The sequence below is a fragment of the Rhodococcus sp. 05-2254-6 genome (assembly GCF_002258565.1).
Lineage (GTDB): Bacteria > Actinomycetota > Actinomycetes > Mycobacteriales > Mycobacteriaceae > Rhodococcoides.
On record NZ_NOZF01000183.1, the window covers coordinates 21,883 to 47,592 of the forward strand.

Annotated in this window: 24 protein-coding genes; 18 read left to right on the forward strand and 6 right to left on the reverse strand. The window is 64.4% G+C overall.

The features are described from left to right. Positions 1-13 precede the first annotated feature (13 nt). Genes CH256_RS25095 through CH256_RS25110 form a run of 4 tightly spaced genes read right to left on the reverse strand, consistent with a single transcriptional unit; the run spans position 14 to position 4,672 of the window. Positions 14-1,258, reverse strand: a complete 1,245-nt coding sequence (locus tag CH256_RS25095) for a lipase family protein (RefSeq protein WP_094671106.1) — start codon at positions 1,256-1,258, stop codon at positions 14-16. Next, positions 1,255-1,956 (reverse strand): YveK family protein, encoded by a 702-nt coding sequence (locus tag CH256_RS25100; protein WP_094671108.1) that lies wholly within the window; start codon positions 1,954-1,956, stop codon positions 1,255-1,257. Before CH256_RS25100 ends, CH256_RS25095 begins: the two co-directional genes overlap by 4 nt. Further along, on the reverse strand, positions 1,953-3,197 hold the full coding sequence (locus CH256_RS25105; RefSeq protein WP_094671110.1) for an alpha/beta hydrolase family protein: 1,245 nt from the start codon (positions 3,195-3,197) through the stop codon (positions 1,953-1,955). The genes CH256_RS25100 and CH256_RS25105 overlap by 4 nt, the downstream gene beginning before the upstream one ends. A gap of 5 nt (positions 3,198-3,202) precedes the next feature. Then, positions 3,203-4,672 carry a polysaccharide biosynthesis tyrosine autokinase gene (locus tag CH256_RS25110; RefSeq protein ID WP_094671112.1) on the reverse strand — a complete coding sequence of 490 codons (1,470 nt, stop codon included), beginning with the start codon at positions 4,670-4,672 and terminating at the stop codon, positions 3,203-3,205. A 111-nt stretch (positions 4,673-4,783) separates the two neighbouring features. Between CH256_RS25110 and CH256_RS25115 the strand changes: the two genes are divergently transcribed. The 12 genes from CH256_RS25115 (at position 4,784) to CH256_RS25170 (ending at position 18,276) form a co-directional block, all read left to right on the forward strand. Further along, positions 4,784-6,205, forward strand: coding sequence for an O-antigen ligase family protein (locus CH256_RS25115; protein ID WP_256989541.1), 1,422 nt, complete (start codon positions 4,784-4,786; stop codon positions 6,203-6,205). A gap of 141 nt (positions 6,206-6,346) precedes the next feature. Further along, complete coding sequence (locus CH256_RS25120; RefSeq protein WP_256989542.1) at positions 6,347-7,837, forward strand: glycoside hydrolase family 5 protein; 1,491 nt, start codon at positions 6,347-6,349, stop codon at positions 7,835-7,837. Positions 7,838-8,269: 432 nt separating this feature from the next. Next, positions 8,270-9,403 carry a glycosyltransferase gene (locus CH256_RS25125; RefSeq protein ID WP_094671114.1) on the forward strand — a complete coding sequence of 378 codons (1,134 nt, stop codon included), beginning with the start codon at positions 8,270-8,272 and terminating at the stop codon, positions 9,401-9,403. Beyond that, positions 9,400-10,395: a GDP-mannose 4,6-dehydratase gene (locus CH256_RS25130; RefSeq protein ID WP_068049395.1), complete on the forward strand. Its 996-nt coding sequence runs from the start codon at positions 9,400-9,402 to the stop codon at positions 10,393-10,395. Before CH256_RS25125 ends, CH256_RS25130 begins: the two co-directional genes overlap by 4 nt. Further along, positions 10,392-11,366, forward strand: a complete 975-nt coding sequence (locus tag CH256_RS25135; protein ID WP_179272223.1) for a GDP-mannose 4,6-dehydratase — start codon at positions 10,392-10,394, stop codon at positions 11,364-11,366. The genes CH256_RS25130 and CH256_RS25135 overlap by 4 nt, the downstream gene beginning before the upstream one ends. Next, complete coding sequence (locus CH256_RS25140; protein ID WP_094671118.1) at positions 11,363-11,968, forward strand: acyltransferase; 606 nt, start codon at positions 11,363-11,365, stop codon at positions 11,966-11,968. Before CH256_RS25135 ends, CH256_RS25140 begins: the two co-directional genes overlap by 4 nt. Further along, entirely contained in the window at positions 11,968-13,038 is a 1,071-nt protein-coding gene (locus CH256_RS25145) for a glycosyltransferase (RefSeq protein WP_256989543.1), read from the forward strand. Before CH256_RS25140 ends, CH256_RS25145 begins: the two co-directional genes overlap by 1 nt. Continuing rightward, positions 13,035-14,180, forward strand: a complete 1,146-nt coding sequence (locus CH256_RS25150) for a polysaccharide biosynthesis C-terminal domain-containing protein (protein WP_094671120.1) — start codon at positions 13,035-13,037, stop codon at positions 14,178-14,180. Before CH256_RS25145 ends, CH256_RS25150 begins: the two co-directional genes overlap by 4 nt. After that, entirely contained in the window at positions 14,177-15,292 is a 1,116-nt protein-coding gene (locus tag CH256_RS25155) for a glycosyltransferase (protein ID WP_094671122.1), read from the forward strand. The genes CH256_RS25150 and CH256_RS25155 overlap by 4 nt, the downstream gene beginning before the upstream one ends. 5 nt (positions 15,293-15,297) lie before the next feature. Then, complete coding sequence (locus CH256_RS25160) at positions 15,298-16,323, forward strand: hypothetical protein (RefSeq protein WP_068049386.1); 1,026 nt, start codon at positions 15,298-15,300, stop codon at positions 16,321-16,323. Positions 16,324-16,376: 53 nt separating this feature from the next. Next, positions 16,377-17,039 (forward strand): TetR/AcrR family transcriptional regulator, encoded by a 663-nt coding sequence (locus CH256_RS25165; protein ID WP_094671124.1) that lies wholly within the window; start codon positions 16,377-16,379, stop codon positions 17,037-17,039. Between the two features lie 103 nt (positions 17,040-17,142). Then, positions 17,143-18,276 carry an FAD-dependent oxidoreductase gene (locus CH256_RS25170; RefSeq protein WP_094671126.1) on the forward strand — a complete coding sequence of 378 codons (1,134 nt, stop codon included), beginning with the start codon at positions 17,143-17,145 and terminating at the stop codon, positions 18,274-18,276. Here CH256_RS25170 and CH256_RS25175 read toward each other — a convergent pair whose 3' ends face one another. Together CH256_RS25175 and CH256_RS25185 are read right to left on the reverse strand one after the other, a co-directional pair. After that, positions 18,277-18,471 (reverse strand): CGNR zinc finger domain-containing protein, encoded by a 195-nt coding sequence (locus CH256_RS25175; RefSeq protein WP_256989544.1) that lies wholly within the window; start codon positions 18,469-18,471, stop codon positions 18,277-18,279. It lies immediately after the preceding gene. Positions 18,472-18,853: 382 nt separating this feature from the next. After that, on the reverse strand, positions 18,854-19,261 hold the full coding sequence (locus CH256_RS25185; RefSeq protein ID WP_094671128.1) for a hypothetical protein: 408 nt from the start codon (positions 19,259-19,261) through the stop codon (positions 18,854-18,856). A 165-nt stretch (positions 19,262-19,426) separates the two neighbouring features. Between CH256_RS25185 and CH256_RS25190 the strand changes: the two genes are divergently transcribed. The 6 genes from CH256_RS25190 to CH256_RS25215 all read left to right on the forward strand — a co-directional run bounded on the left by CH256_RS25190 (position 19,427) and on the right by CH256_RS25215 (position 25,697). After that, the gene (locus tag CH256_RS25190) at positions 19,427-20,398 is read left to right on the forward strand and encodes a bile acid:sodium symporter family protein (protein WP_094640649.1); all 972 of its coding nucleotides are present in this window, start codon (positions 19,427-19,429) and stop codon (positions 20,396-20,398) included. A gap of 172 nt (positions 20,399-20,570) precedes the next feature. After that, positions 20,571-21,563: an SDR family oxidoreductase gene (locus tag CH256_RS25195; RefSeq protein ID WP_094671130.1), complete on the forward strand. Its 993-nt coding sequence runs from the start codon at positions 20,571-20,573 to the stop codon at positions 21,561-21,563. Next, positions 21,560-22,345, forward strand: a complete 786-nt coding sequence (locus tag CH256_RS25200; RefSeq protein ID WP_094671132.1) for an SDR family NAD(P)-dependent oxidoreductase — start codon at positions 21,560-21,562, stop codon at positions 22,343-22,345. The genes CH256_RS25195 and CH256_RS25200 overlap by 4 nt, the downstream gene beginning before the upstream one ends. Before the next feature lie 57 nt (positions 22,346-22,402). Beyond that, the gene (locus tag CH256_RS25205) at positions 22,403-23,119 is read left to right on the forward strand and encodes a TetR family transcriptional regulator (protein ID WP_094640646.1); all 717 of its coding nucleotides are present in this window, start codon (positions 22,403-22,405) and stop codon (positions 23,117-23,119) included. Positions 23,120-23,186: 67 nt separating this feature from the next. Continuing rightward, a complete protein-coding gene (locus CH256_RS25210) occupies positions 23,187-24,602 on the forward strand; it encodes a phytoene desaturase family protein (protein WP_094671134.1) in 1,416 nt (471 codons plus the stop codon). Positions 24,603-24,644: 42 nt separating this feature from the next. Beyond that, on the forward strand, positions 24,645-25,697 hold the full coding sequence (locus CH256_RS25215; RefSeq protein WP_094671136.1) for a YihY/virulence factor BrkB family protein: 1,053 nt from the start codon (positions 24,645-24,647) through the stop codon (positions 25,695-25,697). Positions 25,698-25,710 lie beyond the last annotated feature (13 nt).

The following is a 25,710-nucleotide window of genomic DNA, read 5'->3' on the forward strand; positions in this document are numbered from 1 at the left end:
TACCTTCTGGAGGTCATGGCGCAGGAGGCGGGCAGAAGCTGATGGCCTCGGTGCCGGCGAACCGGTCTTCGAGCCATCCGAACGCAGCAGCACCGTCGATGTCTGCGTGACCGGAATTCGGTTGGAGTACAGATTGAATGGTGTCTCCGGCGGCGCAGCCGGCCGCGATGGCGGTCTCGGTCCACGCCTGTGAGATCAACGTGTCCTTGCCGCCGTAGAGAACCAGCATCGGTGCGGCGGCCGGAGACATCGGCAAGCTCATCTCGCGCAGGTACTCCGCGAGCTTCGCCGTGGCCTCGGGGGTTGCCGGACGCAGATCGTCGTCGCTGATCTGCGCCGCCAACGACGTGCGGTCGGCAGCGAGAACACCGCCGCATGCCGAGAGCTCGTCCCACTTCTCGGCGACGATGCCCCTGCGATAGTCGTCCAGGTCCAGCTCGGGATGAGACTGGGCCAGACCCACCAGAACCCACTGCAGCAGCGGCTTCTGATCGTCGGTGAGGGTGCCGTTCGCGGCGGCGTCCGCGAGACCGACCATATCGGCGGCCGGCACCAAACTGACCGAGCCGACCAGTTCGAGGCCCTCGCCGTAGCTGCCCGCGAGTTCGTTTGCAGCCCAGGAGGCTTGACCGCCCTGAGACCCGCCGAACGCCGCCCACTTGGTGGACGCCTCGGGTATCAGCTTGCGGGCGGCGCGCACCGAGTCGATGAGGTTGTTGCCGACGGTACGCGCGTCGAGATAGGGATGATACGAGCCCTCCAGGCCCAGTCCCTGATAGTCCGACACCGTGACGACGTTCCCGGCGCGCACCAGCGCTGCGACGATCTGCGAGCTGCCGAGCAACTCGGGATCCGTCGACGGTGCGCAGTCCTCGAGCACGCCGGTGGTGCCGTGGCCGTACGCGATGATCGGCCAACCGTCCTCGGGCGGTGTGCCTTCCGGTGCGAAGATCGTGCCCGAGACGCGCTGCGGCGAACCGTCGACGCCGGAGGTGGACGAGTAGACCACCCGCGCGGCGACCGAAGACACAGCACTGACTCGACGATCGATGGTCAGCAGTTGCTGCGCACTCTCGAGCGAACCCGGGCCGGCTTCACCGTAATCGGCGTCGAGCGTCGCACCGAACGCAGCGGACTCCGATACCGAGTAAGGATCGGCGGGAGGTTCGTCGGAGGAACACCCCGCCGTCACCAGGATCAAGGCCAGTGCGCAGGCACCGCTCGCTCGGTTTATTCGGCTCGTTCTCGACAGTGTCATCGGACCCCCTCTGCAGCAGGCGTCCGCTGGGCAGCGGTCGCCTGCTTCACGATGTTCTCCACTTGATCGCGATGGTCGATCGAGTCGCGTGCAATTCCGAATGCCAGAACCAGCACACTGCTCAGGATCGTGCCCATCACTCCCCCCAGCATCATGTTGCTCATCGGCGTCGGTGTGGTGACCTGATCAGGTGTGGTGGCCGCATCGACGAGCGTCACCTCCGACACCGCTCCGTCGGCACCCAGGTCGATCTCACCGACCAGCTTGATGAGCTGCACCGCAACCTCATTGGCAATATCGCGTGCCTGTTCGGCGTCGGAGTTCACCACCGAGATCTCGATCAGCGCCGAGCCCGGAGTGGGCACCACCGTGATGTCGTTCTTCAGCGCCTCCGGTTCGAGCGGCAACCCCTGCGAGGCGATGACGCGTCGCAGCACCTGTTCGCCGGTGGCCAACTGAACATACGTCTCGACGCGAACCAGCGACCCGCGATTGCCATCGAGCGAATTCTTGGGCGAGGTGGGACCGGGAGTGGTGACGAACACCCGCGACGCTGCGGTGTACGTCGGCTCGACCAACTGCGTCGCCAACCAGCCAGCACCCGCCGACAGTATCGCGGCGACCAGGATCAATGCCCAGCCGGACAACAGAATACGGCCGTAGTCCTTGAGGGTCGGCACACCCGTGGGGGCGATCATCGATTCAACTCGCACGTGTTCACCGGACGCTGGCCGGCGAACATGCCCTTGACCCACGGAACCGACCGACTGCTGTCCAGATCTCCGTGTCCCTCGCCCTGATGCAGCTCGTACTCGACGAGGTCTCCGGAAGCGCACGCCCGTTGCAACGCCTTCTCGGTCCACGGTTCGAGAATCAGATCGTCCTCGCTGCCGTACATCACCAACAGTGGTGTCGTCGAACGCTGCTGCGGCAGAGCCATATCCGCCAGGTAGCCGCGCAGTCGATCGGTCGCCTCGACGCTGACGGGCGTCAGGTCCGCAGCCTGCAGACCTGCCAACAGCCCCGGCACGTCGTCGGACTTCGGTGGCACGCACTCCATGAAGTCGTCCCACCGCTCCCGCGCCAACCCGGATCGGTAATCGTCGAGGTTCATCTCGGGATGGCTGATCGCCAGAGTGTGCAATGCATACATCAGCAGCGGGTACTGGGCCCGCGTCAACGTCTGATTCGCGGCGGCATCGGCCAAGCCGGACATGTCCGAGACCGGCACCATCGCCGCGGTACCCACCAGCTCGAGCCCGCCCCCGTACTCGGCGTTGCGGTCGCTGGCCGCCCAAGCCGCCATGCCGCCGAGCGAAACGCCGTAGGCGGCCCACCGCGAACTGAGAGTGGGTACGAAGTTCCTGGCTGCACGGACTGCGTCGATCATGTTGTAGCCGAACGTCTTCGAGTCCAGGTACGGGTGATACGACCCACCGAGCCCGAGCCCCTGATAGTCCGTCATGGCCACGGCGAAACCGTTGAGCACCAGTGCCGCCACGATGGGTGCACTACCGAGCAGGTTGGCGTACCTCGACGGCCCACACGCCTCGAGCACACCCGTCGTACCGTGCCCGTAGGACACCACCGGCCAACCACCCTCGGGCGCAGTGCCACCCGGGATCACCACGGTGCCCGAGACCTCCGTCGGCTCCCCGGTGACTCCCGACGTCGATCGGTACACCACCCGCGTCGCGGTGGCACCCAACTCGGTGATGTCTGCTGCGATGTCCTCGATCGGCTCGGCCGAGATCAACGAACCCGGGCCGGTACCACCGAAATCGGACGGTGGCAGCGGCTCCGACGTCGCCGGAGCGGCCGTGACGGGAGCCGTCTGCGCGCCGGGCGGCAGCACGATCGGAGCCTGCTGCGAGCAGGAGATCGACACCCCTGCTGCACACAGCAGGGCACCGACTCGGACCGTCCACCTCCCTGACATCGAAGCTATCCTCTGCTCGCCGAGGACGTCGCAGAGTCGTTGTTCGCCGGCCTCGGCCGGACCGCGGCGTGGGCGGGTCCGGACGGGGCGTGCGTGGTCGGCACAGTGGAAGTGTCTGCAGCAGTGCTTGTTTCACTGGAACCCTCGCTTGCCGCGGAACTGCCACCGCGGAGGCGTCGGGCCGCGGGTTCGAAGGTGGTCACCACGCCCAGCACGGTGCCGCCGACGCCGTCGAGCGCCTTGATCGCACGCCGGAGCTTGTCACGCGTGGTGCGGCCGGTGCGAGCGAGAAGCACTGTGCCGTCGGACAATGCCGTGAGGATTGCGCCGTCGGTGACGTCCAGCAAGGGCGGGGTGTCGACGATGACGTAGCGGTAGTCACCGCGCAGTGCCGTCAGCAGTTCCTGAGTGCGGTCCGATCCGAGCAACTCACTCGGGTTCGGCGGCACCGGCCCTGCCGGGAGCACCGACACACCGTCGAACACGTCATCCTGGATGGCATCCTCCACGCTGTGCTCACCGGAGAGAACGGTGGACAGGCCGCTGTACTGGTCGATGCCCAAGCGGGTGCCCAGGGCCGAGCTACGCAAGTCGCCGCCGACGAGCAGCACCGAATGCCCGGCCTCGGCCAGAACGGCGGCGAGATCGATGGCGGTACTGGTACGCCCCTCACCCGCGGCCGCGCTCGTGATGGTGATGACTCGCGGCGGGGAGCCGCCGCCGAGAAAGCGAATGTTGGTGCGCATAACGCGCAGTGGTTCACCCATCGTCGCCATCGACGCCACCGGCACCGTGGGACGCGTCGCATCCACCGGAAGGCCGCCGAGTACTACGCGGCCCGAGACATCCTCGGCGCGTGGACGATCGCGAATGGAGCGATCCATCAGACCACGGAGCAACGCGAGGGCGAGGCCGACCACGAAGCCGACAGCGCCGCCGAGAACGAGAGCCGTGACCAGACCCATGCCGATCGGTGCCGTCGGAACGTCACCCTGATCGACGATGGTGGCACCGGCCGCGGGGTTGCCTCCGCGCTGGGATGTTTCGAGTTCCTGCACCACCTGCGTCAGCTGCCCGGCGACCGCATTGGTCAACGCCTGGGCGACCGCGGGATCGGCGTCGGTGGCACACAGATCGAGCAACACCGTCTTCTCGATCGGCGTCGCGGTGATCCTGGACCGCAGTTCCGCCGCGGACTGCTGCAGCTGCAACTGATCGACGGCTCGCTGCGCAACCTGTGTACTGGTGGCCAACCCGGCGTAGGAGGACACGCGTTCCTGCGAGAACAGATTGTTCTGGTACGCCTCACCGACGGAACTGCCGCCTTCGGTGGTGACGAACAAACGAGCACACGCTTGGTACTGAGGCGTCGTGAAGAACGTGTAGGCAAAACCCCCGGCGACGCCGATGACCGTCGCCAGCGCGACGATCCACCAACCCGCCCGAAGGATCCGCCAATACTCTCGAATCTCCACGAGTGCTCCTATCGAATAACCGTCGGTCAAGGGGAAACAATAAAGCGCAGCGAAGGATTCGGCACGGCGTAGATGTTGCGAGTACATGAAAGCGTGACAACATCAGAACCCATGAGCATCGCGCAGCGGGTCGGATGGGTCGCCATCGTGGCAATCCCCGTAACCGTTACATTCGCCATGATCGTCGGCGGAACTCCGGCGAAATTGGGGGCATTCGCCCTAGTCGCGCTGACGGTGGGAGCGTACATCGGCCTACGTCACCCGCTGTATCTGACTCGCGCTCTTGCCTTTTCGCTGGGCGCGCTCCCCTTCGGTTACGTTCCGGGCACACCCGTGCCGTTGGTCTTCACGTTCGCCGTCGCGACGATCTTCGCCACTGTGATTCACCGCACGGCAGTGAGCCGCATCACATGGCCCGAAACCACCGTCATAACGCTGATCGTCCTGTCCGCACTGTCGGTCGTCGTCATGGCAACCGGACTCGGCGACTTCTTCGAATTCGGTAAATGGCTGATCTCGACCCTCGTGGTGGTGTGCCTGTTGCGAATGCCGCGGGACGAAATGGCGGTGTTCGGCAGGATCTACGTCTACGCGGCATCCGGGGCCGCCGCTTTTGCATTGCTGATCTTCGTCGGCGATCCCGCCGGCAAACTCATTCGCTACCTCTCGATTCTCGGATACGGCACCGAGGAGGAGAGCACTCGATTCGTCTACAGCCCCACCGGTGCCACCTCGGTTCGCCTGGCAGGGACGTACATCGACCCCAATGCCGCCGGAATCGGCTTCGTCCTCGCGCTGATGCTGTGCATCCTGTTGCTGCGTGGCTACCTGCGTACCGCCCTCGCAGCCCTGCTGTTCCTGTCGATCGTGCTGACGCTGTCGCGAGCGGCTCTGTTCTCGGTGGTGTTCGGCGTAGTACTGATGTTCGCGTTCCAACAACTGCGGACCAGGGAACGCCTGGCCATCGTCGGCGCATTCGTCGCTGCCTTCATCGGAGCGCTCGCAGTACCCAGCGTGCGCAGCCGCGTCTTCTCGTCCTTCGGCAACGAAGACGCAGGCTCGAGCGCACGCGGCGATGCCCTCGCCGAATTTCCCGGCCACATGCAAGGCCATTGGCTCTTCGGCCTCGGTTGGGGCCGGCCGGAATTCGTCGATCCGGCCACCGCATTCGAGGTGAACTTCGTCGCCAACTCACCCCTGCTCACCGTCTACCGCGGCGGCATATTCACCGGCCTCGCCTTCACCGCAATTCTCGTTGCCGGTGCCGTGGTGGGCTACCGAATGCTGCGATCGGGACGATGGGAACTGGGCTTCTACGGCGGCACATTCATCGGCTTCTCGGTGGTCGCGCTGCAACTCGACTTCCCCGTCGTCAGCAATCCCTCCACCACGACGGCATTTTCCGTGATGCTCGCATTCGTCGTCTACGCGTGGGAAAAAGCGACGGAAACCAAGCCCGACGGCGACAACATCGAGAGTACGAAAACGAAAAGCTTGCTTTCGGCCGGAGGTACTCGACCAGCAGTTTCATAATTATCGGTCCGCTTTTTGTGATTTGCACAAAAGCGTGCTCGAGGTGCAATGATTCCCGCACCGGCCCGTCGAATGTTGGTACGGACCCCCTGGTGGAGAGAATTGAAGATGGTTCACTTTCGCGGTGGCTTTCGCACAGTAATGTCAGCGACAACCGTTCTGATCGTCGCTGCCGGGCTCGCTTTCGGAGTCACGTCGGTCATCACTTCACCCGACCACCTCGTCGGCCCGTCCCGCGCCGAAGCAGCCCCCAATCCACCCGGCGTCGGCATTTCCGACGGCGGCGGATTGCTGTGGGCCTCCGACGCGGAGTTGGACACCACCGTGCAATTCATGACGAGCATGGGCGTCACGTCGATGCGCATCGCCATTCCGTGGTCCACCGTCGAATACACCCAGAACAAGCTGGACTGGACGGCCGTCGACCGCGTCGTGAACAAGCTTCGAGCAGCGAACATCTCGATGCTGGGCATCATCGCGTACACCCCGCCGTGGGCCACCTCCCCGGTCAACCAACCCATCAACACCCGCCCGGCATCGCCTGCCGCGTTCGGTGATTTCGCCGGCAAGGTCGCCGCCCGCTACAAGGGCAAAGTGGCCGATTACGAGATTTGGAACGAGCCCAACGGGTCGATGTTCTACGGCCCGCAACCCGACGCGGCCGGCTACACCGCCCTGCTCAAAGCGGCGTACCCCAAGATCAAGGCAGCCGACTCGGCCGCAACCGTCGTCGGCGGAGTCCTCGGCGCAGCCGAACAGGGATGGGGCATCGTCAACCCCGTCGACTTCACCAATCAGATGTACGCGGCAGGTGCGGCAGGCAGTTTCGACGCCCTCTCCTACCACCCGTATCAGTACTCGTTGAAGTTTTCCGAGGGCCCGTACGTCGAGCATTCACCGGCCCGACAGGTCATGGACATGCGCGCAGCCATGGTCGCCAATGGCGACGGCAGCAAGAAGATCTGGGCCACCGAGTACGGCGTTCCCACCTCCGCGGTGTCGGGAGATCAGCAGAACGCGATGATCACCGACTTCATCCAGAAGTGGCGCGAGTTGCCGTACACCGGGCCGATCTTCCTGTACACGCTGCGAGACAAGGCAACCGGCAGCAACGACCCGGAAGACACGTTCGGCCTGCTCGAGAGCAACTGGGGTGCCAAACCGGCCCTGTGGGGCCTGATGGGACTGCTGCAGCAGGGAATCCCACGCACGGCCGAGTACAACCGATTCGCTGCCGCTCCCAACAACTCGGGAGCGGTACTGGGCCCGGTGTTCCCCGTGCGCGATACGTGGGCGCAGTACCGCCAGGATGCGGTTCTCTACGAGATGCCCAACGGCTTCATCGCCGTTCCTCGCGCTGTGGCCGAATCGATCCGGGCCACCGGATTTCTCCCGACGACGCCGTTCAACGGCACCTACCAGGATTTCGACAGCCCCTTCGGCCTCCGTGTGTTCTCGACCGCCATCGGCGGTACCCACAACATCGGTGGGGGCATCTACAGCGCCTGGGATCCCACCCTGGGGCCCGCAACGAGCGACGAGATGCCGCAGTACGGCGGCGGCGTACGGGTGACGTTCCAGTACGGCGCGATCACCTGGACACCGTACGTCGGAGCGACCGTCACCCGCTGAATAAATTCGATCGACCGATTGTTAATTCGCAAACCGCACGCCCCTTTTGATTGGGTTCGACGCGCCCATTTCTCGGTGCATTCATTGCGGCCACGTTAACTCTGCGCAAAGGCGCGGTTTCGGTTCACCGATCAATTAATTCGCGTTGTGAACCACCTCACTTAACGCTATCTATTTCCCCCGTAAACGGATATTCATATAGCGCGAACGAATGACTCTTCGTGGCAGGATTATGTCCAGTGTTCGCACGTCTCGTCGGGGGGACGCCTGAAACTCGACGCTCTTGTCGTGCACCGTCGCACGACAGAGCGTCATTCGGCGTTCGGGAAATCTCCAGCTCCACTCGAGTACGGACCGACACGATGGGTAGCTCATGAAGACGGATAGTGTTGTGTCACATTCAAGTTCGGCCATCGGTATTCAGGTGGCAGCATGACCGACGGCCTCCGCGTCGCGATCGCGCACGACTACCTCACCCAACGCGGCGGAGCCGAGAAGGTCGTCCTCGCCATGGCCCGCGCCTTTCCCGAGGCACCCATCTACACCACGCTCTTCGAACCGTCGACGACGTTCCCCGAGTTCTCCGAACTCGACGTGCGCCCGTCGACGTTGAACCGGATCGGTTTCCTGCGCAAGAATCACCGGGCCGCACTTCCGCTGCTGCCCTTCGCCTCCTCGTCCATCGAGATCGACGCCGATGTGGTCCTCACCAGCACCAGCGGCTGGGCACACGGTTTCCACACCTCCGGCCGCAAGCTCGTCTACTGCTATTCACCTGCGCGTTGGCTGTACGAATCGCAGATGTATCTGGGTGAAAGCCGCAGCCCGACCAAACGTGTTGCGCTCAAGGCTCTCTCGTGGCCGCTACGCCAGTGGGACCTGCGAGCCGCACTGTCGGCGGATCGCTACCTCGCCATCTCCACCGTGATACAGCAGCGCATCACCGACGCATACGGCATCCGATCCACGGTGGTGCCTGCTCCGTTCACCGTCGAGGCCGCCCCCGCGGAAGCCGTCCCCGAGGCAGCGACGTGGCTCGACGGCGGCGGTTACTACCTCTGCATCTCGCGGCTGCTGCCGTACAAGAATGTCGACAAGGTGATGGCCGCGTTCGCCGGAACCGACCGCAAGTTGATCGTCGTCGGCCGCGGCCCCGAGGCCGACCGGTTGCGAAAGCTCAAGTCCGACAACGTGCTCATGCTAAGCGATCTGACTTCGGGTCAGATGACCTGGCTCTATCGAGGCTGTAACGGTTTGATCGCCGCAAGCTATGAAGATTACGGATTGACCCCCATCGAAGCGGGTTACCACGGCAAGCCCAGCGCCGTGCTCCGCTGGGGCGGCTTCCTGGACACGGTCGAGGAAGGCATCACAGGGGTGTACTTCGATCAGCCACAACCGGATTCGATTCGCGACGCGGTCACCGCTCTCGAACGGACGGCCTGGGAACCACTGAAGATTCAGGCACACGTGGAGCAGTTCAGTGAAGAACGCTTTGCCGCCGAACTCATTTCCGCAGTATCCGAGATCAATGCAGAACGAATCGAGAGGACGGCGTCGCGATGAACAAGCGCGCTTTGATCACCGGCATCACCGGACAGGACGGCCTCTATCTCGCAGAGTTGCTGCTGAGCAAGGGGTACAAGGTGTTCGGTTTGCTTCGCGGACAGAACAATCCGAAAGCTCCGATGCTGGAGCGAGTACTACCTCAGGTCGAGATTCTGCACGGGGACCTACTCGACCTGTCGGCGCTGATGCGCGCATTCGCCGTGGCCGATCCCGACGAGGTCTACAACCTCGGAGCCGTCTCCTTCGTGGCCTACTCCTGGGAGAACGCCCGACTCACCACCGACGTCACCGGCGGCGGAGTGCTGAACATGCTCGAATCCACCCGGTTGTACGAGCAGGTGGCGGGCAAGCAGGTTCGCTTCTACCAAGCCTCCAGCTCCGAGATGTTCGGCAAGGTGCAGCAGGTGCCCCAGCGTGAGGAAACACTGCTGTGGCCACGCTCGCCCTACGGCGTCGCCAAGGTCTACGGCCACTACATGACCATCAACTACCGCGAGTCCTACGACATGCACGCCAGCTCCGGAATTCTCTTCAACCACGAATCACCGCGCCGTGGACCGGAATTCGTGACGCGAAAGGTCTCCCAGGCGGTCGCACGCATCGCCCTCGGGCTGCAGAGCGAGATCTCGCTGGGCAACCTCGACGCCAAGCGCGACTGGGGATTCGCCGGCGACTACGTCGAAGCCATGTACCTGATGCTGCAGCAGGACCAGGCCGACGACTACGTCATCTCCACCGGTGAGACCCACTCGATTCGCGAACTCCTCGACCACGCATTCGCCGCCGTCGACATCGACGACTGGGAGCCCTACGTCAAGATCGACCCGCGCTTCCTGCGGCCCGCCGAGGTCGACCTGCTCGTCGGCGATTCGTCGAAAGCGCATGCTGCCCTTGGCTGGAAGCCCAAGGTCGCCTTCCCCGAACTCGTGACCATGATGGTGCACAACGACCTCGCCGAACAGTCCCCCGACACCGTCAAGATCGCGTGAACACCGGGCCCCACCCCACCGCTCTGATCACCGGAGTGGCGGGCCAGGACGGCAGCTACCTCGCCGAACTTCTACTCGGCCGCGGCTGGGCAGTGCACGGCGTCGCCAAGCCCGGCGGGACCCACCACTCGGTGACCCCACACGTCGTTCAGCACGAGACCAATCTGAGCGACCACCGAGCCGCCACGGCACTGATCACCGAAACCGACCCCGACTACGTCTTCCACCTCGCCGGAATCTCCTCGGTCTGGCGATCGTGGAACGACCCGGTACTGACCACCAGGGTCAACGGCGTCTCCGCAGCAGCCTTGCTCGATGCCTGCTTCACCCACCAGGAGGCGTCGGGAAAGCGGATCGTGATGGTCAACGCTTCGAGTGCCGAGATCTTCGCCGGATCCGGTGTCTCGCTGCAGAGCGAGGCGACGCGCATCGCCCCCACATCGCCCTACGGTGCGTCGAAGGCGCTCAGTCATCACATGGTCGATGTCTATCGATCACGCGGGCTCGAGGCCACCAATGCCATTCTCTACAACCACGAATCACCGCGGCGACCGGAATCCTTCGTCACCCGGAAGATCAGCAAGGCCGCGGTCGCCATCTCGCGAGGGAACCAGACCATGCTCGAACTGGGAAACCTCACCGCGGTGCGCGATTGGGGCTGGGCCCCGGACTACGTGGACGCGATGGCGGCCATGGCCGAGTACGGCAAGGGTGACGACTTCGTGATCGCCACCGGACAGGCCCACAGCGTCGCGGACTTCGTGTCCACCGCCTTCGAGGCAGTGGGCATCGACAATTGGCGTGACTACGTGCGCAGCGATTCCGAGATGCTCAGACCGACCGATTCGGCCAGAATGGTCGGCGACGCCTCCAAGGCCCGCACCCTACTGGGCTGGGAACCGACGAAGACTTTCGATCAGGTGGTCCGGGCAATGATCGAGTTCGACATGACGGAGGAGATTGCAGCATGACAGCGGTGGAGAAGACCGAGAACGAGATCTACGACGTCTCGAACTACAAGATGCAGGACATCACGTTCAAGCGAAAGTTGCGCAACCGCATCGGCACACTCGGCTTCAACATGATCGTCACCTACATTCCGTCGCACTGGATTCGGCAGAACTTCCTGCGCGCCTTCGGTGCCACGATCGGCAAGGACACCTCGATCTTCCGCGGCACCACCATCCTCGATCCCGAGGGCCTCACCATCGGTGATGCCTGCGCCATCGGGTTCCGGTGCATGCTCGACGCCCGTGGCGGAATCACCATCGGCAGCAACGTCGTCATCGCCAGCGACACCCACATCATCGGCGGCTACCACGATCACAATTCTCCCGAGTTCACCCCGATTCTCGAACCCTGCGTCATCGGCGACTACGTGTGGATTGCCAGTCGCAGCACCCTTCTCAGTGGCGTGACCCTCGGGCGCGGTGCCGTCGTCGGTGGTTGCTCGATGGTGCGCGCGGATGTCGGCGAACTCGAAGTGGTCGCCGGTGTGCCCGCGAAAGTGCGAGCAATGCGTGATCCCGAGGCACTCGCCTACCGCCCCAAGTATCGGCCGCTGTTCTACTGATGATCCTGCGTGACTGCCGACTCGTCTACGTCGCCCCCCGATCCGGAGTGGGCGGCGTGGGCGACTATGCCGACGACTTCGCCGACGCCGTGCGGCCACACTTCGCCGAGGTGATCGAGTATCGCCACGAGGGGCCCGGATCGCTTTCGGCGCGCGATATTCTGCGCCACCGCAACGCGATTCAAGAACTCGTCGACGCCGACCCGGGCCGCGTCATCGTGCACTGCGAACTGAGCGGCGGCTCGGTGATGCCGTTCTGGGCGACCGCCCGACTCACCGGCGACCCGGTGATGACCGCGACCGTGCACGACCCGCCCGGACTGGTCTGGTGGCCCGCGCGAACCAAATTCCTCGCAGGCAAGAAGGTGCTCAATCACGGCCTGCACTATCCGCTTCGGTCGGCATGGCGGGCACTCGAACGCCGGATAGCCGGTACCCGAACGCTGTTCGCTCTGACCCGCTCCGGTGCCGACTCCCTCGCGCGTGCGTATCCCGACGCCACAGCCAAGGCCAGTGCCCTCTTCGTTCCCGCGCGCCCTGATATAGAGCCTGCCGAGGAGCGGCCGCTGGCGGTCGGTCTCTTCGGATTGGTCTATCGCGGCAAAGGTTTCGACCAGATCCAGCAACTCCGTGACAGTCTCCCCCGCGACATCGCGATCCGCATCGCCGGACGGGGAACCGAACTGCTCGACCCCGTCGACGGCGTGGAGATCCTCGGCGAGGTGAACGGACCGGACGAGGACGCCTTCTTCGGGTCCATCCGCGCACTCGTTCTGCCCTACGGCAAACGGAGTATCTACGGAGATGCATTCCCCGCATCCTCGGTGGTGACGCGAGCGATCGCTTATCAGACCCCGGTGACCTGCTTGAAGGTCGGCGCTCTCGCCGAGTCCGACAGCGGAGCCCTGGTGGTCGACGGAGGTGTCGCCGAGCTCGCCGACGCCACCGCAGACCTCATCACCGATCCCATTGCGCTGGGCAAACTTCGACGCGAGGTCGAGGCACTTCGCATCTCCCACACCGCAGAACTTGTGGTGGAGGACTTCGTCTCCGTGTGGGCGGCGCAATGAACGCCAATCTGCTCAAGGCCGGGGTCGCTGCCCTGTGGACCTACGGCGGCCGCGGCATCGGCCTGTTGTGGACCATCGCGCTGATCGCCAAGTTGGGGATCTCCGACTACGGCCAGTACGCGATGGCCTTCGCCCTCGCCGCGATCATCGCAGCACCACTCGATCACCCCTTCACCGTGCGCTCTATCCGCGTGAGCGAACGAGAGTTCCTGGGCGAGCGCACCACTCGCGTGCTCGTCGGTGCCGTACTCATCGCCGGCGGTCTGTGCCTGGTTCAGGTGAACTACATCGCCTGGTTCGCCCTGGTGATCGGCGGCGGCGAGCTGGTGTTCAATGCCTACAAGAGCAGAGCGCTGCGCGACGGTCGCCCCGACCTCACCCAGCGATGGGACACCACCCGTCAAGCCACGTCCATCGCGCTCGCGACGGCCTACCTCTTCGCCGTGCCCGACGCCACGCTGACCGTTGCCAGCCTGCTCTATGCCGCACCGTATTTCGTCATCGCCGTGCTTGCCGCGATACGAACGCGCGTCGCAGCGCCGCGCATCCCCGGATCCTGGCGCGAGATCTCGATGCTGTTCTCGGAGAACCTCGCCAACGCGGTCTACATCCAGGGCGACGTGCTGCTGCTCGGCTTCCTCACCGACTCCACCATCGCCGGCTACTACTCCGTCGCAGCTGTGACGGCCTGGGCGGTGGCCTTCATCGGTCAGGCCTTCGGCAACACCTTCCACGAAAAGCTGCGCGCAGCAGACGGACTCGTCAGCGCCGGACCGGCCCTGAAGCACACCGCCGTTCTCGGCTGCGCCGCCGGCTCACTGCTGCTGGTGGCCGGTCTCCTGCTCTTCTTCACACCGGCGTCCCCGCAGATCGCGGGTGCACTGGTGGTGATGTCGCTGTTCGTGGTGATGCGAGTGATGAACCACGTGTTCACCACGGTGCTCTACCTGCAGCACCGCGACCGCACCCGAGTGCTGGCGGCAGCGACGCTGGCACCGCTGAAAATGGTTCTCGTCCTGTGCCTGTTCCCCTTCGGTGCCGTCGGCGCGGCCGTGGCCTCGGTGGTCACCGACGCCGTACTGCTCGTCTGGTTCATGCGCGCCCTGTACAGAGCTCCAGTGAAAGAAGAAGTGACGCAATGAGACGCGCGACCTTCCTGCTGTCCAAGGATCCCGTCACCGAGCACGGCGGCGATATCGCACTGTCTCGCCTGATGATGCAGCTCGCCCGCGAGGCATTCGAGGTGCGTTCGATCTGCCTGTCCAGGGAGACCGACGTGGCCCCCGACGTCGTACGCGTCCCCAAGCCGACAGTCGACGTGGGGTTGCTGATGAAGTCCGTCCGACCGACGCGCTCGGTGGTGCACGGACGCTACGACGTCGACGCCTTCCGCGACGCCATCGACGCCTCCACCTCCGATGTGTATGTGGCCGAACACAGTTACATGGCGGAATCGTTCCTCCGCTCGTCCAAGCTGGGGTCGCCGTTCGCGATCAACACCGTCAACACCGAGTCGCAGGTGTGGAAGGTGACGCGCGGACTGATCGGCCGCATCGAAGCACCACGCATCCTGCGGGACGAGATTCGCGTCGCTCGTGCGGCAGATACCGTCGGGACCTACGATGCCGACGAGGCGCAGATGTACCGCAGCAAAGGGGTTCGCGACGCCCGATGGATCGACCTCACTCTCGAACCCGCGCCGCAGCTGGACCTGTCCGAGACCGCGAAACGTCTGGTGTTCATGGGGACTCGTGATTGGCCGCCGAACCAGGAAGCCTTCAAGATCGCGCTCGAGTACTGGCCGGCGATCTCCGCGGGCATCGACGGTGCCGAACTGTGCATCATCGGCGCGAAGGCCCCGGGTGCCAAGGATCCCGTCTACCCTGCCGGAGTCCGTGATCTCGGCTTCGTCGACGATCTGCAGGAATTCCTCGGCACCTGCCGAGCCCTGATCGCCCCGGTTGCCACCGGCGGCGGGGTGCGCGTCAAGATCCTCGACGCCGCCAGCAAGGGATTGCCCGTCGTCGGGACCTCGGCGGCCGTCGGATCGCTCGACTCGATCTTCGAGCTGCCCACGTTCGACGACAAAGAGCAGTTCGTCGCCGAATGCCGTCGCTATCTGCTCGACCGCACCACCGCCGTCAAGGCCGGTGAGCGAATATACGAGCTGAACACCGCCCGCTGGAACGACCGCGTACCCCATTCCACCGTCGAAGCACTGATCAGCGCCCCGCTGACGAGCACCTTAGGATGATCGCCATGACCCTCCGCTCCCGACTGCTCGCCGTTGCCGCAGCCGCCGCGATCGCTCTCGGCCTCTCCACACCCGTCGCACACGCAGCACCGGTCGACCTGGGCTTCACCGGTGGCGCACCGTTTCTGACGCTCGACGACGCCACGCTGAACAACGAACTCGGTGCCGGACGCGACATCGGTGCATCGTGGGTACGGGTGGTCGTGAACTGGGCGGCAATCGAAACGGCGCCGGGCGTATTCGACTGGGGCAACACCGATCGCGTGATCAATGCCGCGACAGCGCAAGGTTACTCGGTTCTGGCCGTGCTGGGCGGAACCCCCGGCTGGGCGCAGGGCGGTATCGCCTCACCACTGCCCGGTGCAGTTCCGTTGGATCCCAATGCCTTCGGCGCATTCGCCGGTGCGGCCGCAGCGCACCTCGGTGAGCGCGTCGACCACTACGAGGTGTGGAACGAGCCCAACATTCCGACCTTCTTCGCACCCGTCGATGCGGTCCGCTACACGAACATGCTGCGCGCGGCGTACCCCGCGATCCACAACGCCGACGCCGGAGCCACTGTGCTGAGCGCCGGGTTGGCGACAACGGTGGATTTGGGAGCATGGACCGTCGCGCCGGTGACCTTCTTGCAGCAAATGTATGCCGCCGGAGCAGGCGGATTCATGGACGCAGTCGCCATGCACCCCTACACCTTCCCCTTCACCGTCGAGAACGACCCCAACGGTCAATGGGCACAGGTGGATCAGGCCTACGGCACGATGGTGGCCAACGGCGACGGTGGCAAGAAGATCTGGATCACCGAACTGGGCGCACCCACCGGAAACGGGCCGATGGCCGTCACCGAGGATGCGCAGGCCGCAATCATCGGCTCGAGCCTGGCCAAGGCGTCGTCGCTGCCGTACGTGGGCCCGATCTTTGTGCACTCCCTGCGTGACTCGGGCACCAACCTCGCCGATTCCGAACAGAACTACGGACTACTGCGCTCGGACTTCAGCGCCAAGCCCGCATTCGACGTGGTGCGGGGTTCGTAACGGTCATCCTGTGCAGGCATGGAACGCCGTTCCAGCTGTGGCAGGATCTGCGCATGACGAACACGAAGCCTGCATCCGCTCGACGTTCCGATGCTCTGTCGAAACAACGCATCGTGCAGGCAGCGATCGAGACGCTCGATGAGGGTGGCACCGACGCTTTGACGTTTCGCACCCTCGCCGCACGTCTGTCGACAGGCCCCGGAGCGCTGTATCACCACGTCGGAAACAGGGATGATCTGCTCGCGGCATCGGCCGAAACCGTCATGGCATCGGTCTTCGAATCACCGCCGGAGAACGGTGCGGCAGAACCTGGTGTTCGCGGCCTGATGATGAGGGTCTTCGACTTGATCACCACGCGACCATGGGTGGCCACGCAACTCTCCGCCGCTCAGTGGCAGCCTGCCGTTTTGCATCTCTTCGACCGCATCGGCACCGAGCTCGACGCACACGGAGTTCCGCACAGTGCGCAGTTCGACGCCGCTTCAGTGCTTCTTTTCCACGCGATCGGGGTTGCAAGTCAGCGCGATGCCGGCATGCAACTGGCCGCCACGGTGACGGACCGCTCGGCATTCCTCGACTCCACACGCGCAGCGGTGACGGACACCGGCGACTATCCGTTCCTTACCCGGATTGCGTCGCAATTCGCTGGCCACGACGACAGAGAGCAGTTTCAGGCCGGTCTCGACATAATCCTGGCCGGCATCGGCCGCGGCTGAGCCGAGCCAAATCCACCACGCCCGTCTCTGCCCCTGTTGACATCTTTGGAACACTGTTCCATTCTTACTTGGAACAGTGTTCCAACGACGGGCGGAGACATCCATGAGTACATCCATCACGATCATCGGTGCAGGACTCGGAGGCCTGGTCCTGGCACGCGTACTGCACGTTCACGGAATCGCCGCCACGGTGTACGAGGCCGATGCCACGGCCGACGCTCGCACACAGGGCGGACAGCTCGACATCCACGAGCGCGACGGGCAGGTCGCACTTGCCGCGGCCGGGCTCACCGCGCAGTTCCGCGCCATCATTCACGAGGGAGGCGAAGCGACCCGCGTACTGAACCCGAACGGCGAGGCTCTGTTCGACGAACCCGATGACGGCACCGGAGGTCGACCGGAGGTGCTGCGCGGGGACCTGCGACGCATTCTGCTCGACTCACTGCCGGCCGACACCGTTCAGTGGGGGCACAAGCTCACCTCCGTACGCCCACTGGGAAATGGGCAACACGAAATCGAGTTCGAGAACGGAACCACCACCGTCAGCGATCTGCTCGTCGGTGCCGACGGCGCATGGTCACGAATCCGACCCTTGCTCTCCGCTGCCGTCCCCGAATACGTGGGTACCGTCTTCATCGAAACCTACCTCCACGACGTGGACGATCGGCACCCCGCCACAGCCCGCGCAGTCGGTGGTGGTGCGATGTTCGCCCTCAGCCCGGGTAAGGGGCTCACCGTGCACCGTGAGGTCGGCGGCATCCTGCACACCTACGTTCAGCTCAACCGCAGCGCCGACTGGATCGACGCGATCGACTTCACCGATACGGCTTCCGCCAAAGCAACGGTCGCAGCCGAGTTCGAGGGGTGGGCACCGGAATTGACGGCGTTGATCACCGACGGAGAGACCGCGCTGGTTCCCCGGCGGATCTTCACGCTGCCCAACGACCACCGCTGGGAACACAACTCGGGAGTGACGCTGCTGGGCGACGCCGCGCACCTGATGCCGCCTTCGGGAGACGGTGCGAATCTGGCGATGTTCGACGGTGCCGAACTCGGTCGCGCAATCGCCGATCACCGCGGCGACCTGGACGCAGCCCTGTCGGCCTACGAGGATGCGATGTTCACCCGAAGCGGGGCGGTGGCAATCGAGGCACATGCAACGCTGGAACTGTGCCTCGGGGAACAATCCCCCTATGGGCTGATCGACCTGATCGCCGGCGTCACCAACGGCGTGTGATCACTTGTCGCCGAGTGCATTTCTGCGTTGACGATGATCGACGGCATTGATTCGGTTGCCGCACAGATCCGGCATGCAATAGCGTCGTCGGCCGCCGCGACTGACATCGACGAACACTCTGTTGCACGTCGGTGACACCCCGATCCTCGTCGTGGACCCGGACAGACTGGGACCTGACTGACCGCATTCGTTCATGATGTACCGGTGCCGACTACCGATCCGTTCCACGCACTCGTTCTGATGAACGCAGTGTTCGCCTCAGCAGCATGGTGTCTGGCCAAGCCTTCGTGGCCCGCAGCGATATCACTGAGCGTTGCCTCGGTGCTGGCTGTTCTTCAACGCCCCTATCGAAGGCGCAGTGTTGTACGTGGTCGACGCAGACAGAGGGTTGACCGAATCCGACTTCCTCACGGTCGCTGGGGTGATCCTGGCCGGGGTGACTGTTGCCAGAATCCGGCGCGGCCGGCGATCCGACGTCGACTCCTGAGCAACTGGTGCTCCACTGCTCGACGAAATCAGGCGATTCCCTCAGACCCGGGCCGCGAGTGGAGCATCCCGTGCAGCGGCTCGCCTTCGGCTATTGCCGGCTGCGATCGCGGGCACGCGTGCGGAATTGGCCGATTGCCAGGACGATCAACGCGGCCCCCAACACGGTGAGGGGAATTTGAGCGCGCGGAGCGTCGATGTCCAGTACAACGATCTGCCACACCACCCACCCGATGGTCACCAGCCCCGCGCACGCGACATACAGCGCTGCTTCGGAGGCGTCGACGAGCACGGCAGCCACGCAGATCAACGGTCCCAGCCCGAGGAAGAACAGCACGAACAACCCGGATATGCGGTAGTCCCAGGTATGCCACGACGGGAGCATTCCGACGTTCAAGCCCAGTGACCGCCCGCTGGGGTCCGAGGTCAGCGACACTCCGTTGAACGTTCCGGCTGCGCCCAACAGGATCAGCAGTGCCACCGTCGAGAGTTTGTTCACGGTGACGTCCTTACTTTCTCGTCCTTCGCATATGGCCGGCAGCGGTTCACGTAAGGGTTGATACTGCCAGAACAAGTCCAATTGGTCTTGTTCCACGCTGCGGTTACGCTCGGTGGGTTGCGCGCCCGCCCGGGGCCGCGCCCCGACCACCTCTGGAGACTCTGCATGCCCAAGCTGAAATCCGTCAGCGAGTTCACCGGCAAGTGGTTCGCTTTGATCGTCGTGGCGGCGGGCGCACTGGCCCTGATCACTCCCGATACGTTCAGCGGCGGCACTCCTGCCGTTCCGTGGCTGCTGTCGATCATCATGCTCGGCATGGGAATGACGTTGCGGCTCTCCGACTTCGCGGTTGTCGCCCGACGGCCGTGGGCGCTGCTGCTCGGTGTCGCCGCACAGTTCATCGCGATGCCACTACTCGGTCTGGGAATCGCCAACGCGCTCGGCCTCTCCGCGGCACTGACCGCCGGGATGGTGCTGGTCGGTTCGGCTCCGGGCGGCACAGCGTCCAACGTGATGGTCTACCTCGCCAAGGGCGATACCGCGCTGTCGGTGGCCATGACGTCGGTGTCCACCCTGCTCGCACCGATTCTCACGCCACTGCTCGTGCTCTGGCTCGCCGGTGAGTTCCTACCCGTCGACGCCGGCGGACTGTTCGTCTCGATTCTGCAGATCGTGCTGGTTCCCGTCGTACTGGGAGTTGTTCTGCGCCTGCTGTTTCCCAAGATCATCGACCGCATGCTCGACGCTCTGCCGTTGATCTCGGTCGCCGGCATCACCGCGGTGGTGCTGTTCGTGGTTGCCGCCAGTGCGCCGACATTGCTGTCCATCGGAGCCCTCATCGTCCTGGCCGTCGTACTGCACAACTCGCTGGGACTGGCCGTGGGATACGGCATCGGCAAGGCGTGCGGACTCGACGTCGCCAGCCGACGCGCGATCAGCATCGAAGTTGGAATGCAGAACTCCGGATTGGCCGCGGCTCTGGCATCGGTGCACTTCAGCCCAGCGGCGGCCCTGCCCGCGGCCATCTTCTCGGTGTGGCACAACGTCTCGGGCTCACTTCTCGCCAGCTACTGGTCGCGGCGCTCGATCGAACCGAAGCCTGCCGAGCGCACGCAGGAGTCGACCACCATCGAGTAGGTCCACACCAGCTGGATTTCGAACAGAATCCGGTGCAGCTGACCGCGCTGAGCGCGGCTGGCTGCACCGGATTTTTGTTTCCAGCCGGAGGGATCCTTGCGTTATATGCATTCGTTGTGCAGTATTTGCAATCACGCTCAGCGTCCGCCGAGCCCGCCATCGAGGAGGCCCCATGATCACAGTGACCAGTGCCGCGGGTGGTGTCGGCCGCTTGCTCGTTCGACAGCTCGCCACGCAGAACGTGCCGGTTCGAGCAGTCGTCAAGAACGCGGCGCAAGCTGCGACCACCCGCCAGGACGGAGCCGTCGAGGTCGTCGTAGGCGATCTAAGGTCCGAAGAAACGCTGCGTAACGCCCTCACCGGGGCGGACGTCCTCTACCACGCGGCACCGACGCAGATCATCGACGAGAGGCCGATCATCGATCATCTGATCGCAATCGGACCGGCAAACGGGCTGCAGCACATCGTTTTCCATTCCGTGATTCATCCGAACCTGCATCAACTGACGCACCACCACCAGAAGGACATCGCCGAAGGAATTCTGCGGAGCAGCGGAATTCCCACCACGGTGCTCAGGCCGTCCCACTACATGCAGAACTATCTGGAAGTGTGGGAGTTTCTGCAGGCCGGAGTCATGCCGTATCCGGTTTCACCGGACAGCGTCATGGGTGTCGTCGATGTTGCCGACGTCGCCGAAGCAGCCGCGAACATCCTCGTCGACCCCACGCCGCATACCGATCGCGTCTACGACCTGTCCACGGTGGAACTCACCCGACACGAGATGGCAGAGATCTGGTCTGATGTGCTCGGCCACCGCGTCACCGCCATTCGGATCCCGCCCTCGTCGTTGACGAACTCGTTGAACGTGCTGCCTGCACTGGCCTCGGTCGTCGGGCATGCCGTGCAATCGACGAAGCTGAACTCCATCGGCCACCTCGTTCGCGGTGCCAAGGCTGCGTCCAACCCCCGTGACATGAAGAACTGGCCGGCCGATGCACGCCAGGCATACCGCACGATGATGACCCACTACGACGGTTACGGGCTCCCCGCCGGAGACCTGACGGTTCTGCCGACTCTGCTCGGACACACACCGACGTCGTACGAGCAGTTCGCACGGCGTTCGGCCGCTGAGCTCGGGGGCATTCCCCTCGGGGCGAGCCGATGAATCTCCGACGGTCCCGCTACCGGCCGGGCCGCTCGCTGGTGACCGGCGCAAGCTCGGGGATCGGTGAAGAATTCGCCCGAGCGCTCGCCGCCCGCGGCTCCGATCTGGTACTCGTCGCACGACGAGAGGACCGGCTGACCACACTGGCGACGGAACTCGAACAGAACCACGAAATCCATTGCCGCACAGTGGCCTGGGACCTGTCCGAGGAAGCAAGCGGACGCCGACTCCGTGAGGTGGTGCCCGAGCAGATCGATCTCGTCGTCAACAACGCAGGGTTCGCCGTGCAGGGACCGTTCGTGGACAGCGACGCCGACGACTTCGAGCGCCTCATCGCCGTCGACATCCGGGCTGTCGTGGACATCTGCTCGGCGTTTCTGCCGGACATGATCGCCCGCTCGAGCGGCACCATCGTCAACGTCGCCAGCACCACTGCGTTCCAACCCGTCCCGTCACTGGCGGTGTATGCGGCCGCCAAAGCATTCGTGCTCAGTTTCAGTCAGTCGCTGTGGTTCGAGTCGGCCCAGCACGGAGTCAGAGTGTTCGCACTCAATCCGGGCCCCACCCGTACCGAGTTCTTCGATGTCATCGGAGACACCGCCGCAGCAACCGGCAGCTACCAGACACCGACCGAAGTGGTCGCCACTGCCATGCGCACGCTCGATGCCAGACGGTCTCGCCCGCAGGTGGTTTCGGGCCGGATGAACACCGTTCAGGCAATCGCGGCCGGTCTGGTCCCCGCGCGAATTCTGCTGCCCGTCCTCGCCCGGATGCTCCACTAGATCCCGGCCGAACTCAGCACCGTCCAGGCACCTCACGAGGAATGTAGTGTCACCAGCATGGCCAGGGTCTCCAGATTCACACTCGCCGATCGTCGGCAAGCGGTCGCACGGGCTTTCGGCGGTTCCGAGAGCCCGGCCGCCGTGGCGACTTCGCTGGGCATCCACACCACGACGCTCTATCGCTGGGCCGGGTCGTCGACCACCGACGAACCCGGGCCCGCGGCGGCCCGACTGATCGAGGCCACCCAGGACCTACTGCGGGACGCCGATTACGCAGACATCACCATCGAAAGTGTCGCTCTCCGATGCGGTCTCGCACCGAGAACCGCATTCCACCACTTCCCCACCAAGCGCGTGCTCTTCCAAGCCGCTGTCGACGACGCCGCCACAGTGTTGATAGACCGCATCCACGAGAAATCGGTCGCCGCCACCTGGCCGGGCACCCCACTCGAGCAGCTGCAGACGTTTCTTCGCATCGCGGCAGAGAGCATCTACGACTCCCCGCGAACACACGTCCTGTTCCGGAATCTGGGAGTACCGAAATCCGAGGGTTCGGCAGAACGGTGGCACGACAGTTTCGTCGTCGCGATCTCCCAGTTGCTCCGCGCCGCCGCAGACGCACACCAAATCGACAGCGACACAGACGTACTCGCTGCCGCCCATTTGCTCACGGGCGCCATGCGCGGAATACACACTGCGGTGTTCGAAGGCGGGGATGCCGACACCGCACTGAGCTTGGTCGAGAGGGTTCACCTCTTGGTCCCACCCCGATGATCGAAGGTCAGCCGATGTACCGAGGAACTCAGAGCCACCGCACCGTCACCGACGCGGTGGATCGACCGTGACCACGGCGACCGTCGTCGGATCGGGTCCCAACGGTCTCGCGGCTGCGGTGACGCTGGCGAAGGCAGGCGTCGAGGTGACGGTCCTCGAGATGGCCGACACGGTCGGCGGCGGCACCCGAACCTCCGAGCTGACCCTGCCGGGAGTGCTGCACGACGACTGCTCGGCCGTGCACCCGGTGGGCGCGGCGTCACCGTTCTTCAACAGCCTCGATCTCCAGCCCCACGGACTGACATGGAAGTATCCGGAGATCGACGCGGTGCAACCCCTCGACAACGGCAGCGCCGGGGTGCTGTTTCGGTCGATCACCGAGACCGCTGCCGGACTCGGGGTCGACGGCGCAGCCTGGCAACGGTTCTTCGGGCCACTGTCGGATCGCTTCGACGACCTGACGACCGACTTCTTCCGGCCCCTGCTGCATGTTCCGCGGCACCCGATCACGTTGACCAAGTTCGGCCTCAACGCCCTGGCACCGGCGACGCTGACCGCCCGCCGGTTTCGTACACCCGAGGCGCGCGCATTGTTCTCCGGTGTCGCGGCCCACGCGCTGTATCCACTGACTCGGCCGACCACCTCCGCCGTCGGAGTCATGATGATCGCGGCCGGTCACAAGTACGGGTGGCCGGTGGCCGAAGGTGGCTCACGCGCAATCAGCGATGCGCTCGTGTCGATCCTCACCGAACACGGCGGGAAGGTCGAGACCGGCGTCAGAGTGACTCGACTGCAACAGATTCCGACGAGCGACATCGTGATGCTCGACCTCTCACCCACCGCAGTCGCCGATATCGCAGGCGACGCCCTCCCCCGGCGAGTAGTACGACCCTACCGTCGGTGGCGCTACGGACCCGGAGCGTTCAAGCTCGATCTCGCTGTCGAGGACGGCATTCCCTGGACCAACGACAGTGCCCGACGCGCCGGAACCGTCCATCTCGGAGGAACTTTCGAGGAGGTCGCCGCCGCGGAGCGTGATGTGCACCGAGGCGTCATGCCACGAAAGCCGTTCGTACTGCTCGGCCAGCAATACTTGGCCGACCCCACCCGCTCGCAGGGCAACATCCACCCGATCTGGACCTACGCCCACGTCCCCAACGGATACACCGGCGACGCCAGCGAGGCGATCATCGATCAGATCGAACGATTCGCGCCGGGGGTTCGGAAATGCATCGTGGCGCGGGCAGTCCGCTCGACCACTCAGATGCCCAAGTACAACCCCAACTACGTGGGCGGCGACATCGTCACCGGATCCAACGATCCGGGCCAGGTGGCCTTGCGCCCGCGCGTGAGCGTCAACCCGTACTGGACCGGCATCGACGGGGTCTACATCTGTTCTGCGGCAACACCTCCGGGCGGAGGAGTACACGGAATGGGCGGCTACAACGCAGCACAGGTGGCGCTGCGTCGACTCGCGAAGTAGCCGACTCTGTTTTCATCGACAGTAGCCGGGTATGCGCTCCTGATGGCCGACCAAGCAACCGATCCCGCACCCACCGAAGCCGACCCCGACGATCCCCGCAAGGCAGACTCACCTGCCGATCTGACCAAACCCTCGTGGATCTACGTACTGAAGAAGACGGCTCGTGAATTCTCTCGGGATCAGTGCACCGACCTGGCAGCCGCGCTGACCTACTACGCCGTACTGTCCCTGTTCCCCGCGATTCTGGCCATCGTCTCGTTGTTGGGTGTGTTCGGGCAGGGACAGGCAACGGTCGACGGCGTACTGCAGATCGTCGGCGATCTCGGACCCCAATCGGCGGTCGACACCCTGCGTGAACCGATCGAACAGCTGGTGCAGGCACCCACCGCGGGCTTTGCATTGATCGTCGGCATCGCCGGTGCGCTGTGGTCCGCGTCCGGCTACGTCGGCGCATTCGGCCGCGCGATGAACCGCATGTACGAGGTGGACGAGGGCAGGCCCATCTGGAAGCTGCGCCCGGTGATGCTCCTGGTGACGCTCATCGCTCTGGTGCTCATTGCCCTGGCCGCCGTCATGCTGGCGATCAGCGGGCCCCTGGCCAAGGCTGTGGGTGACGCCGTCGGACTCGGCGACACCGCACTGACGATCTGGAACATCGCTCGCTGGCCACTGGTCCTGATCGTCGTGGTGCTCGCCGTCGCGATTCTGTACTACGCGACGCCGAATGTGCAGCAGCCCAAGTTCAAGTGGATCAGTTCCGGTGCCGCGGTGGGCATCATCGTGTGGATACTGGCGACCGTCGCATTCGGCTTCTACGTCGCGAACTTCTCCAGTTACAACAAGACCTACGGCTCACTCGCCGGTGCCATCGTGTTCCTGCTCTGGCTCTGGATCACCAACTTGGCCTTGCTGTTCGGAGCCGAACTCGATTCCGAACTCGAACGTGGTCGTCAGCTCCAGGCGGGAATCGTCGCCGAGAAGCGACTCCAACTGCCGCCGCGAGACACACGGGTATCGGACAAGAACGACGAGAAGGATGCGCAGGCCGTCGAGCAGGGACGCAAACTGCGCGAGGAACACAACCCGCAACAGTGATCCAGTGTGTTCA